At 57.8% G+C, this 13,103-nt stretch carries 8 protein-coding genes and 1 other annotated feature; of the genes, 7 read left to right on the forward strand and 1 reads right to left on the reverse strand.

What is annotated here, in order from left to right:
- Positions 1-6 precede the first annotated feature (6 nt).
- The 5 genes from YS110_00075 to YS110_00095 all read left to right on the forward strand — a co-directional run bounded on the left by YS110_00075 (position 7) and on the right by YS110_00095 (position 10,046).
- Complete coding sequence (locus tag YS110_00075; GenBank protein ID UJB63274.1) at positions 7-5,544, forward strand: DEAD/DEAH box helicase; 5,538 nt, start codon at positions 7-9, stop codon at positions 5,542-5,544.
- Positions 5,545-5,607: 63 nt separating this feature from the next.
- A protein-coding gene (locus YS110_00080; protein UJB63275.1) for an IS3 family transposase occupies positions 5,608-6,839 on the forward strand; the annotation gives its coding sequence in 2 pieces (ribosomal slippage) (positions 5,608-5,896 and positions 5,896-6,839; 1,233 coding nt in all).
- Positions 5,886-6,002: a sequence feature (AL1L pseudoknot), on the forward strand. It overlaps the preceding gene by 117 nt.
- A gap of 393 nt (positions 6,840-7,232) precedes the next feature.
- Positions 7,233-8,237: a hypothetical protein gene (locus YS110_00085; GenBank protein ID UJB63276.1), complete on the forward strand. Its 1,005-nt coding sequence runs from the start codon at positions 7,233-7,235 to the stop codon at positions 8,235-8,237.
- On the forward strand, positions 8,230-9,363 hold the full coding sequence (locus tag YS110_00090; protein ID UJB63277.1) for a hypothetical protein: 1,134 nt from the start codon (positions 8,230-8,232) through the stop codon (positions 9,361-9,363). The genes YS110_00085 and YS110_00090 overlap by 8 nt, the downstream gene beginning before the upstream one ends.
- 32 nt (positions 9,364-9,395) lie before the next feature.
- A complete protein-coding gene (locus YS110_00095; protein ID UJB63278.1) occupies positions 9,396-10,046 on the forward strand; it encodes a hypothetical protein in 651 nt (216 codons plus the stop codon).
- Positions 10,047-10,346: 300 nt separating this feature from the next.
- Here the strand turns inward: YS110_00095 and YS110_00100 are convergent, their stop codons facing one another.
- A complete protein-coding gene (locus tag YS110_00100; protein ID UJB63279.1) occupies positions 10,347-10,655 on the reverse strand; it encodes a helix-turn-helix transcriptional regulator in 309 nt (102 codons plus the stop codon).
- Positions 10,656-11,087: 432 nt separating this feature from the next.
- Here YS110_00100 and YS110_00105 point away from each other — a divergent pair, with 432 nt between their 5' ends.
- Both YS110_00105 and YS110_00110 read left to right on the forward strand, forming a co-directional pair.
- Positions 11,088-12,635: a flagellin gene (locus YS110_00105; protein UJB63280.1), complete on the forward strand. Its 1,548-nt coding sequence runs from the start codon at positions 11,088-11,090 to the stop codon at positions 12,633-12,635.
- Positions 12,636-12,745: 110 nt separating this feature from the next.
- A complete protein-coding gene (locus YS110_00110; protein UJB63281.1) occupies positions 12,746-13,096 on the forward strand; it encodes a hypothetical protein in 351 nt (116 codons plus the stop codon).
- Positions 13,097-13,103: the final 7 nt, after the last annotated feature.

Consider the following 13,103-nt stretch of genomic DNA (forward strand, 5'->3'; position numbering starts at 1 on the left):
AGCGCATTGAGTTCAACGATTCACGAGACCATCGAGCAGCTTCACGTATCGCTCAAGGATTACATTGAAGCCACGTATCACATCGCGGACCCGAAGCTCATCAGCCAACGGCGAAGTCTCCTCGACTTGCCCGGCGTAATCCACCAGGTTCCCTACCTTGAATCGACACCCAAGTACCGCTCGGGGCGAAAGTTTCGTGAAATCAAGGGTCTTTCTGCGGGTGCAAGAGAAGCGTTCGAGCTGTTGTCTACTGCTAGCGAGGGCCAACCAAAGGTAATTCACGACCCTGCATACACGCATCAGGTCAAGTCAATTGCTTCGACTCTGGTCGAAGGCAGAAATCTCGTCATCATGACGGGCACGGGCTCTGGCAAGACGGAGTCTTTCTTGCTCCCAATTCTGGGCAAGCTCGCGCGTGAAGCCGCTGAACGACCGAAGGTTTTTGGGGAACAGCATGCGATGCGGGCGCTCGTCCTGTATCCCATGAATGCACTGGTCAATGACCAACTTGGTCGCATGCGGGCAATGTTCGGCGACCCTCGTCTTGCGCACCTGTTCGCCAAATGGTCGGGAAGACCGGCAAGATTCGCTCGATACACGAGTCGCACTCCCTATGCTGGTGTCCGTTCGCGGAAGAAGGACCAGATCCGGCTGAAGTCATTTGAAGAGTTCTATGTGGACCTCGAGCGAGCGACGAAGAATGCCGATGATCCAAAGCACGAGTTGGCTGTTGGACTGAAAAACGAGCTTAAGTCCCGGGGGAAGTGGCCGGCTAAGCCGGATTTGGTGGATTGGTTCGGAGCAAAGAATTCTCTTTGGGAAGACAAGGACAAGAAGCCACTGAGGGCAGTGACCAAGCCTTTTGACGTTGAGCTTGTCACAAGGCATGAGGTGCAGTCCGCTCCGCCAGACCTGCTTGTGACGAACTATTCGATGCTTGAGTACATGCTCATGCGGCCAATCGAACGGGCGGTGTTCGACAAGACCGCAGAGTGGCTGAAGCGGAATCCGAATGAGACCTTCCTGGTTGTTCTGGATGAGGCGCATCTGTATCGGGGCGCACCTGGGGCAGAGGTTGGTCTTCTACTCCGTCGCCTACGGGCACGGCTTGGGATTGGCGTTGAGCGACTGCAGGTCATTTGCGCGACCGCAAGCTTTGACGATAAGAACTACGCTCCCTCGTTCGGGGCGCAGCTCTCCGGCGCACCGTCGGACTCCTTCGTGCCGATAACTGGAGACCTTGCGACTGCTGAGTTTGCGACCGTTGGTTCAGAGGCCGACGCCAAGATTCTTGCGGCCGTCGACTTGGATGCCTTCTATGGTGCGCCGACTCTTCGCAAGCTTGCGGTAAAGAGGTTGCTGACTTACCTAGGTACTAAGGAGTCCAATGATGTCGAGCGCGACCTTTTCAATGCCTTGGCTGAGTTTCCTCCGCTTGGGCGGTTGATAAACCTCACCATGGGAAACGCGACGCCGCTAGAAGAATTAGGCGAGCTCGTGTTCCCTGGAGTGGCAGAGGATATTCGCGACCGAGCCGTGACGTCGCTTCTCGCACTTAGTAGCGTTGCTAGGCCAACGGCATCCGCTGCCGGTCTATTGCCCTGCCGAGTTCACAACTTCTTCCGAGGGCTGCCAGGACTATGGGTTTGCTTGGATGCCGCTTGCAGTGAGCTCGAGGAAGACGAACGCAACGGTAGTTGCGGGAAGCTGTACGCGCAACCTAGGGAACGCTGCGGTTGCGATGCTCAAGTGCTCGAGTACTTCACTTGCAGAAACTGTGGCTCTTCCTATGCTCGAGGTTACACGGACAACGTTGAATCCCCGCGCCATCTTTGGAGTCACGCGGGGAGCAAGCTCAAGCTGAATACTGGCGAGGTTGAACCTTTGTTCCCGCTGGACTTGCTGCTCGAGACGGAGCCGCTGAAGACCGACGTCGTCGAGCTGAAAACGCTCGACCTGGTGACGGCTGCGCTGGACCCAAACAATGGCGGTTTTCGAACTCGAGAGGTCTTTCTGAGGAAGGACAGAAGTTCGGGTGCGGCGGACGAGGACGGCAATCGTGACACACGCGTAGAAAGCAGGGGGCAATTTGTACCGTGCGGAATGTGCGGCGGCTTTGCTGCGTTCGGTCATTCAACCGTGCAGGACCACCAGACAAAGGGTGACCAGCCATTCCAGACTCTTGTCGCCCGCCAACTCCACGTGCAGCCGCCAGGCCAGCAGGAGGGAAGTGCCTTTGCTCCATTGCAAGGGCGCAAAGTGCTTGCGTTCTCAGATTCACGGCAAGTTGCAGCAAGACTCGCGCCGAACTTGCAGATGTACTCCACGCGAGACGCCCTGCGACCAATGCTCGTATTGGGCTTCGAGCGTTTGGGAGCTGTCGAGGCTATTCGACCGAAGCTTAGTCTAGATGATGCGTACCTGGCGGTGCTGCTCGCAGCCGCAACCAGAAACGTCAGATTGCGACCGGAGTTGATTCCGGGGGAATCAATTGCGGCCGTCGACACGGTGCGGGCGGCCATCAGGGCAGATGGAAGCATCGATGACGAAGCCCTATTCGACCTGTGGATTGATATGAAGGCGAACAAGGCGCCTTCTTCGCTGCTCGAAGACATCTACAAATCCCTGTTCGACAAGCACCTAGGCCTTGAGCCGTTGGCGTTCGCTTCTCTCTCGTTGAGAGGGGACAAGCTAAAGAAGCTCTCCGAGCTTCCGATGATTGCAGGCGTCGCTGAGACTTCCAATGAGAAGCTTGAGCTCGTAGAGGCATGGCTGCGCTGCTGGTGGCGGGCGTCCAGCGGCGGAGTTTGGATGCGCGATATGCCGCAGCTATGGTGGCAGCGGCCAAAGTCCTCCGGAACATCGGTTCAGTCGCACAAGGGAAGTTTTGAGCCTCTGAAGAAGTTTCTGAATGACAAGAACTCGGTCAAGTGCTTCACGAATGAATGGCTGCCGAAGCTAATGGCCGAACTTACGGAGCAGGTCGAGGCGAGTCAGCGTCGAATCCTTGCCAGCAATCTAGCGCTGAGATTTGGTGGAGCTTGGCAGCGTTGCGCTACTTGCACGTCGGTTCATCGACCTGTCTCAAGACTGCATCGCTGCCTTGACTGTGGCAGTAGTCGCGTCTCCGTACTGGACCCAGATTCGGATGAGGCTTTCATAGCCCGAAAGGGCAACTACCGCAAGCCCGTCATCGAGACCAAGGCTGGAGCGCCGCTACTTTCTCTCATCGCTGCCGAGCACACGGCTCAATTGAACTCGGCAGGCAGCGAGGAGGCGTTTTCTCGAGCTGAGGAGCATGAGCTGCTCTTTCAAGACGTTGAACTGGTCTGGAACGACATCATTCAGAACCCGACGGCAATCGATGTCCTTTCGAGTACGACCACGATGGAAGTCGGTATCGACATCGGCGCGCTTTCAGGCGTTGCACTGAGGAACATGCCACCCGGTCGAGCCAACTATCAGCAGCGCGCGGGCCGTGCAGGTCGTCGTGGGAACGCGGTGGCAACAGTGGTCTCGTTCGGAAGTGCCGACAGCCACGATGAACACTATTTCTCTAATCCTCAAGCGATGGTTAGTGGCAGCGTTGTCGACCCCAAGTTGGCTCTGGCCAATGCCGATATCGCTCAACGTCACGTGCGCGCGTTCCTCCTACAGTCGTACCACCAGGCGCGGGTTCTCCAGGTGAATCCTGGGGAAGCCAACGACCTTTTCTCGGTCCTCGGCACGGTGCATGACTTCAAGTCAGATACCGGTCGATTGAATCGCCTGGACTTCGAGGCATGGCTCGGCGAGAACACGGGGCGCTTGCAAGAGTCACTTCGCGACTGGCTGCCAGTTGAACTGGGCGACCTTAAGGAGAGGCTTGTGACTGGCATGGCCGAGGACTGTCTAGAAGCAGTCGACACAGCAATCGCCGACGATGACGCCTCAAGGAACGAGAGGGAGTCAGACGAAGAAGGTGACGTCGATGCCGGCGAGAACGGGTTTGAGGAAGGTGAGGAGCGTCCAACGGTCGGTGCGGCGCCCGCCACGCTCTTGAACCGGTTGCTGTACTTCGGAGTACTCCCCCGGTATGCGTTCCCGACAGACGTTGCGACCTTCACTGTCTTCGATGAACGCTCAAACAGCTTCAGACATATCGCTAGATTCTCGCCAAGCCAGAGTCTGCCAATTGCACTGTCTCAGTACGCGCCTGGTAAGGAGGTGTGGATTGCGAACAAGTGCTACACCTCTGCGGCGGTCTACTCGCCAATACGGTCTGAGCGGACCAAGGCATTCAAGGAGCGAATGACCTATAGGGAGTGCAGCACCTGCGGCTTCGCCGAGACGAAGGACGTCTCGATAGTTCCGAAGGGTACAGTTAGCAACTGCATCGCCTGCGGCGACATAGGGACTTTTGGGCCAGCCCAGTATTGGATGCGCCCCCCAGGGTTCGCCCATCCGTACAACCGCGCTCCAGTCACGTCACCTGACGATTCGCCGGATACGGCCTATGCGACTCGTGCAAAGCTGATGATTCCGACGCCTGCTGAGACGGCGGCTTGGCTCGATGTCAACGAGCGCGTTCGGGTCTATGCGTCGCGTCCACACCTACTGGTGTCGAACACTGGACCAGAGAAGAAGGGGTACACCTATTGCTCATGGTGTGGGGGCATAGAAGCTGACACAGACCCGGCCCCAAGGCTTCGCGGCCAGCACACCAAGCCATTCCCGGACGATGAACCGGACTGCGATGGTACGCATGCGACGAAGAACTTGGTTCTTGGGACAAAGTTCATTACCGATGTGGCGCTGTTCTCGCTCCGCCTGGCCAGACCCTTGGAATTGCGGCCTGGAACCTACCCAACAAACGTGGCGCTTCGGACCGCATGTGAGGCATTAGCAAAGGCTGCCGCCTCAATGCTCGGCGTAGAACCTGGCGAGGTTCTGGCCGAGTACCGGCCGGCAATCACGGAGGACTCGCTGGGTCGCGAAGGCCTTCAAGCAGAGATATTCTTGTACGACACACTGCCCGGCGGTGCGGGGTTCTCTAGGCTGGCGTCATTGGAGGCACCGCGCCTCTTGTCGCTTGCACTAGACGCAGTCCGGAACTGTCCTGGGGGCTGCGATTCGTCCTGCTATCGATGCCTCAGGAGCTTCAAGAACAAGATTGAGCATCGGCTTCTCGACCGTCATGTAGGCGCGGAGCTTTTGGGACATCTCCAGACGGGTGACATCCCTGGCTTTGACGCTGCGCGGATTGGCGCTGCCACCGGCCTACTTATGAGTGCGCTGGCCCAACAGGCTGACGGGGAGACATACGAGGGGAACGTAGTCGTGCCTGATGTCGGAACCGTTCCATTGGTGGCAACTCGCGCAAACGGAAGCAAGGTGGCCGTCCTTTTAGCGGCGCCGCTGTCGGGTGAGGTCCCGTTGGATGAGGAGATGTTTGAGAAGTTGAGTGGAGCCAGTGGCTGGACTGTCGTCGTGGTTAACGAACTGCTCGTGCGCCACCACCTTCCAGCTGCTTGCCAGCGAGTAAGAGACGCAGTAGTGGCCTGACGCTGGTCGTTTGTGAACCGCCCCGGGTTTCGCGGAGGCTCAACACTCTGAGAGGATTGAGCCATGAAGAAGACAAACAAGTTCTCACTCGAGGTCCGTGAGCGGGCTGTGAGGATGGTGCAGGAGCAACGCGGGGAGTACCCCTCGCTGTGGGCAGCCATTGAGTCCATCGCGCCCAAGATTGGCTGTGTGCCACAGACCTTAAACGAATGGCTCAAGCGTGCCGAGGTTGATGCAGGCGTGCGCGAAGGCGTGACGAGCGGCGAGGCGCAGCGGATGAAGGAACTGGAGCGCGAGAACAAGGAGCTGCGTCGGGCCAACGAGATACTGAAGCTGGCCAGCGCGTTTTTCGCCCAGGCGGAGCTCGACCGCCGCCTGAAGTCGTGAGAGCCTTCATCGACCAGCACCGTAAGACCTTTGGGGTCGAGCCGCTCTGCAAGGTGTTGCAGGTTGCCCCGTCGGCCTATCGGCGCCATGCCGCGCTGCTGCGTGAGCCCAGCAGGCGCTGCGCCCGAGTCAAACGCGATGAGATGCTGATGCCGCAGATTCAGCGCGTCTGGCAGGCCAACATGCAGGTCTACGGTGCCGACAAGGTTTGGCGACAACTGGCGCGCGAAGGCGTCGTCGTTGCCCGCTGCACGGTCGAGCGATTGATGCGCAAGCTGGGGCTGCGTGGTGTGATGCGCGGCAAGGTCGTGTGCACCACCATCGGTGATGCCAAGGCGCCATGCTCGCTGGACCGGGTCAACCGGCAGTTCCGTGCCGAGAGGCCCAATCAGTTGTGGGTCAGCGACTTCACCTATGTCTCGACCTGGCAAGGCTGGCTGTACGTGGCCTTCGTCATCGATGTATTTGCCAGGCGCATCGTGGGCTGGCGGGTCAGCAGTTCAATGCGCACGGACTTCGTTCTCGATGCGCTGGAGCAGGCCCTGTATGCCCGGCAGCCCGAGCGTGATGGCAGCCTGATTTGTCACTCCGATAGGGGCTCGCAATACGTCAGCATCCGCTACACCGAGCGGCTGGCCGAAGCGGGCATCGAGCCTTTGGTGGGCAGTAAGGGCGACAGCTATGACAACGCCTTGGCCGAGACCATCAACGGGCTCTACAAGGCCGAGCTGATTCACCGTCGGGCGCCCTGGAAAACCAGGGAGGCTGTCGAGTTCGCCACGTTGGAGTGGGTGTCCTGGTTCAACCACCAACGCCTGCTCGAACCCATCGGCTACATCCCGCCGGCCGAGGCCGAGGCAAACTACTACCGGCAACTCGCCAGTCAGACCACCGCAGTGGCGGGCTGACTTAAACCAAACAGCCTCCGCGAAACCCGGGGCGGTTCACGCCCATCAACATAGGCAGGGGCGCGATGTGTACTTTGCGTCAGGGCCTTCGCGGTGGGGCTACCGCGCAAGCGGTTTAGTCCTTAGGCTGGTTGCGGCCACTCAATCAGCATGGGTTGAATGACCGCTTTGACAACAAGCGGACTGCGTCGATTGTTCGTCGAAGTTCGCAACGCGTTCCACCTGCGGAGTTCTATATACCTACTAAGATGGTCACCGCGCTGGTCAGGCCGCGTCCACTCGACCTAAACCGACCGGCCTGCCTCGGACCGAGTCTCTTAAGATCCCCCGCAGGGGATTCGGCACCAGAATGTAAAGGTAGAGGGCGTAGCGCTCATAAGGGAGAACAGCTGAATGGGAGAGACAGCGAACATAGCTGCGATTGCAGAGAGGCTTTCAGGGGAGCTCTTCGCAGAGTTTTTCTGGAAGCGCACGGGCCCCATGAATGAGAACTGGGCCTGCGAGAAGCCGGAGCATCACAAGGTCAAGACTCACCCCTCGGACGTGGTTTTCTACTACGATGAGCCTTACGCAAAACAGCGTACCTACGTCAACTGTGACCTGAAGAGCTACGCTACGTCGTCAATCACGACGCCGGCGCTTCGAGGCGCGTTGGAGAGCCTAGCGAAACAGGTTACTTGCGCTGAAATCAGCTCGGAGTGGCGTGCGAAGTACATCCACAGTGGCGTGACACCCGTCGTCAGCGGCCTGCTCTTCGTCTACAACCACGACGGTGAGTACGACAAGGATTTCAGGCAGCACCTGAAGGCTGTTCAGCAGGCTGCCAAGCTGGAACTGCCGCGGGGCTCCAAGTTGGTCGTTCTTGGACCAGAGGACATCTTCTGGCTCGACAACGTCCGATATGAAATCTGCCAGATGCGAGGTCGTCGTACGGGCGCTCCACCTCTGCCGGACCCTGAGCATTGCAAGTATTTCTACCCGCAGCTCGTTCGAAGAAAGAACCTACAGCTGGACCACGCCAAAGCCGCTACGTTGGAGATACTCACATCTAGGCTCATTGTCCTGGAGTACAGCCGTCCGAGCGCGCCCGACCACAGGGGCTTTGTGCTCTTCTACAGAGGCAAAGGAGCCTTCGCTGAGGAGTTTACCTACCTGTTCGACTACCTTCGTCATTTCCAGCTCCTGCAGGAAAACATCGGCATCGAGATAAAGATGCTTGATGCATCGCCGCTCGCACCTGCGATGTTTCAGAAGGCGGTTCAGTCCTACGTTGACGGATTGTCGAACGGAAATGCGAAGTCGCCCTTGGCTGAACGTGTGGCCGCGATTGACTGCAAGCGCATAACGCAGGTCCTAACGAGATTCTCTGACTTGGCACTGGGGATGGACTATGAGTGAGTACCTGAACCAGTTCTTTGCAACCGACAAAGATATCTTCGACTTGCTCGCGTCCGCAAAGCAGAAGCTGACGGAAAACGTCCTCCGTGAAATTGCGCGGGAACGCGGCATCTTCTATTCGCCGAACGACTCGCGTGAAGACCTGGCAGATGCGCTGTCACTGCTACCCTTCACGTTGAACGAGCTGGTCGGCCTGATGGACAGGCGTGAAACCTCACGCCGAAACGAGAAAACAACCACCATCATCTTGGATGCGACGATCGAATCTGATGACATCAAGGCGGCCATCAAGGAGTACCAAGAGGAAGTTGGCCCAACTGAGAAGGTCGATTCGCACCTCAAGGGAGCTAACGAGGTGGTCCTCAACGTTGAGTACGACGAGATGGACTACTCCAGGACGCGGCTCATTCAGCGCCAGCGGCATGACGCCACTATCCAGTTCGTGCAGCAGAACGGCAAGACCTTGGTCCGCCTCCCAGCCTCCGAGAAGTCTCTGCGCATCGTCGAGAACCTGACGAGCCGAATCGAAAGCCATCGAAAGGCAGTGGTTCCTCGCGAGACCATCGAGCTGGACCCGGATTTTGGCGCTGACGAGCGGACAGCCTTTTTCACGCGGCTAATGTCTGAGTTGCCTGGATACAAGTTGAAGGGTGTTACGAACCTGCGCATTTCGCCGAGTAAACGCTCCGACACCGAAACGGACGATGACGAAGACCTCGACGATGACGAGCGTGAAGCCGCCAGTAGAGAGATGCTAGTCATCGTCAGGAGCATGGCGCTCACTGGCGAGAACTTGATGGCCTCCGAGGAGTATCAGGCCCTGCGCAAGCGCGGCTTCTTCATTACGGCTATCACCTGGCGCGCCGACCAGACGTCGATTCCCTACGATGCCCCGCATCTGCATGCCGAGTTCGCGGACGGCGAGGCCGGCACTGGGTTCAAGTACTCAGTAAAAGGCATCTACCGCTTCCAAGAGGGCTTCTACACCAAGACTGCGCGGCCGGCCGATGATGCGGAGCGAGAGAAGCTTTACGGCCTGCTTGAGGCCACCGCTCGAAAGGTTCTGTCCGAACAGCGTATGGCACGGGTGCAGACCGCGAGCTCTACCGGGGCAGGCAGCTCATGATGAGGTACCGCTGGCTGCAAGCCGAGTGGCCGATGGCCACCCGAACCCTCGCTAGGCGCATGCGTCAACAGGAATTCACCGAAGGCCGAGCAAGCGGGTTCATCCTTGACCGTGTTCGGGATGACTCGCTGGAGGCCAGGTTCGTTGAGCGCTACGAATACACCGAGACGGTCTCGGATCCGTACGGCAAGGAACTGACGTTCGATCGACTGGAGTTCCGGCAGACCGCTTTCAGAGCTCACCAAGACTGGCCGGGCCTAGAGCTTCTGGATGCACCGAGGTCAACACAGAGCTTGGTCAGTGGCCTGCTGGAGGCCTGCGACTTCGAACTGTCCATTTCACCCATCGAGGTAAACGTCTTGGCGTGGGCCGATGAGTTCCAACGGATGCTCGGTGCAGATGCTGTGATTGACTCGTTACAGGTAGCAGCGCTCATGGTGGCGGATGGGATCAAGGCAAAGGTCTTGCTGAAAGGTGAACGGGACGTTCGAGCCGCCTGCAAGGAACTGGTCCAGGGGCGAAAGCACGTCCTTGAGAAACTCCAATTGCGGGTGGTTGTCGGGGGAGCCCGGACCACGGTTGTACTCACCAATGCAGCGGGGGCAAGGGTAGACGGGAGTGATGTCCCCGCAGAGCTTGTCGACAACCTGCGGGTTTCGTTACCATCAACGGTGCGCACCTGAAGGTAGGTCCCTACTTTGCTGGCCTCGGATTACCCAACGCCAAGGTGAACACCCAATCAGAGTTGGGCAACTGCCGCTTTCTGGGCTTGCCTGATGGACTGACAGCGGTCGTTAGAGTCGTCAGCGTGCCGTCGTCGGCCTTCAGCCGGTGGCAGCAATCTCTGCAAAGTCGACTTCAGGCTGACAGGACGCGTTCGTTGGCCAAGGGCGAATGACTGCTTCCGCTGCAAAGCGGGCCTTGCAGAGAATGCGGAGGGAGCCGCGACAATTTGACACAGGGCGCGTAGCCGTCTGACTGATTCACTCTCCCAATAGCCTCCGCACTTCCTTGCGCACACTGGCCTTCGCCTGACCGTAGCGCAGCAGCAATTCGGCAATGTCGTCGTCCTCATCCGCAAAGAAGAACGCCACAGGCACATCCAGCACCTTGGCCAATTTGCGCACGGTGAGCAAGTCGGGGCGGTGGATGCCCAGTTCGTAACGGTTGATTCGCGTGCTCGCCACGAAGGCATCAATTCCAGCCTCGATCCCCAGCATTTTTTGAGACAGCCCAGCATTGAGCCTGGCTTGCTTGAGCCTGGCTCCCCACCGTTGATCTGCCTCTGACATCTCTCGTCCCATAGGACTACGAGAGTCGTAGTTATGCGGTTTTGTCGATACTACGAATTACGTTGTACTGGACGTGCATCCTGACGATGAATGCAGCCAGCGCCTCTCCAGTGGCTCGCCATGAATTGTTGTCGAGCACGACGACTCGTGGCAGGTCCTAGCGCCATCACGCCAATCTCACATGGCGCCCATGGACATCCCTTGACGCTACGAATTACGTAGTTATTGGCAGCTACTTCCTGCCTTTGATGACTGCATATCTGAATATTCTTAGTTGCTACGAATTACGTAGTTTTGAAGGTCGAGGTGGCGTATCGCTGCAGGAGGGGCATTGATGACGAGGAGGCAGACTTCGAGTGGATTGGGGAATGCGTTCACTGGCGGTGGTGCCAAAGGGGGCGTTGCGGCGTGGCTTGAAGCAGAGGGAGCGACATGGCGCTGACCATTTCCACCAACGTCCCCTCGCTGAATGCGCAGCGCAACTTGAGTGCGAACCAGGCGGGCTTGGCCACGACCATGCAGCGCCTGTCTTCTGGCCTGCGCGTCAACAGCGCCAAGGACGACGCTGCTGGCTTGGCAATTTCCGAAAGAATGCTCGCGCAGATCAAGGGCATGGATGTAGCCAAGCGCAATGCCAACGACGGCATCTCGCTGGCCCAGGTCGCGGAAGGCGCGCTTAAGGGGGCGGGCGACATCCTGCAGCGCGTGCGCGAACTGGCGGTGCAGTCCGCCAACGCCACCAACAGCGCCAGCGACCGCAAGGCGCTACAGGCCGAGGTGGATCAGTTGCTTGCCGAACTCGACCGCGTGGCGCAAACGACCGAGTTCAATGGAAAGAAGTTGCTGGATGGCTCGTTCGGCTCCGCCAATTTCCAGGTGGGGCCGAATGCGAACCAGACGATTACGGCGGCCATGGGGAATATGCGAACGGAGACGTATGGAAATGAGCAAAAACTCTCCAATGGCAACATCCGAGCCTTATATGTCTTCCCTGACCCTTCCCTGGAATCATACTTGACCGGATCATTCGACATCGAAGGAGTTCATAAAAAAACCGTCTCACTCGATGCGAGTGATACGGCTGCCACCGTTGCAGAAAAGATTAATAGGCAAACCGAAGACACGGGTGTGAAGGCATCCGCCTATAACAAGGCATTACTCTCATTTATTGGCGTAGGCGCTGACGGAAGCAAGAAGAGCTACGCCTTCTCCGTGACAGGAGAAAATAGCACGCCCGTTAATATACATTTTGAAGCACTTGCCACCATGAGTGGAGATTGGACGCCAGATGATGTGGCCGAAGCTATCAAAGCGTTCAATGATGCTACGGCAAAAACTGGCATTATAGCCAGTTTTGATTCTGAAAATATATCATCATGGCCCAACATTAAACTAACCGCCAGCTCTGGGGTTGATATCATTCTTGAAAGTTTGAATGGAAATACGATAGCAGCGATTACTGGATACGACACCAGCACACAAAGTTTCCCTATCACTGGAATAGGTGGAACGCCTTATCTCATCTCCAAAGGTTACATCGAACTGAATTCGGACAAGAGCTACGCGATCACCAACGCAACAGGGGGTTATCCGCCGAACCCCTACGACCCCACCACATATCCAGCGATCCCGCTGTTCGTGGCGGGCAATTCCACCCTCCAACCCGTCGACAGCATCGACATCTCCACTGCCCAAGGCGCCACACGCACCCTTAAGATCGTTGACTCGGCCCTGGCCCACGTCAACGGCCAGCGCGCGAACCTGGGTGCGCTGCAATCCCGCTTCGAGTCCGTGATTGACAATTTGGACGTTGCCGGGGAGAACACCGCAGCTTCCCGCGCTCGCATTGTCGATGCCGATTATGCGAAGGAAACTGCGCAACTGGCACGCCAGCAAATCTTGCAGCAGGCGGGCACCGCGATGGTGGCGCAAGCCAATTCAATGCCACAGCAAGTACTGTCGCTTCTCAGAGGACTTTGAGGGGGAATTCTCATGCTGCAATCCATTCCCCGTCGGAGAGCCTCATCACCCCGGAGCAGGCTTTACGCCTTTCCACGCCTGCTACCACATTTCAACCTGAAGGAGAAGCTATGTTTTATGGAAAACTGCATTACGACGGTGAATCGCACTACGTTGAAATCGTCCGGCTCATCGAGCGCGGCGATTCCATCATCATCGAACTGCGTACCACCTGGGACGATGGCAATGTCTGGTGCGGGGCCACGTTGCTCCACAAGAAAGACGGCTGTTTCGAGTCTGAGCTCTTTGTCACGAAGAATCAGACAAACCAGGCAGCCTCCGAATCCAGCAGGATAACGATCCGAATCACGGGCCGGGCGGCAGAAACGATCACCGTGGAGGGGGAATGGAAAGAGGATGGTGAGGAATATCGGTTTAGCGGTGATCTGACCGCTGGTTCCTCCACTGGCAGGGCATCGTAGTGCTTCT

Source organism: Acidovorax sp. YS12 (assembly GCA_021496925.1).
GTDB lineage: Bacteria > Pseudomonadota > Gammaproteobacteria > Burkholderiales > Burkholderiaceae_C > Paenacidovorax.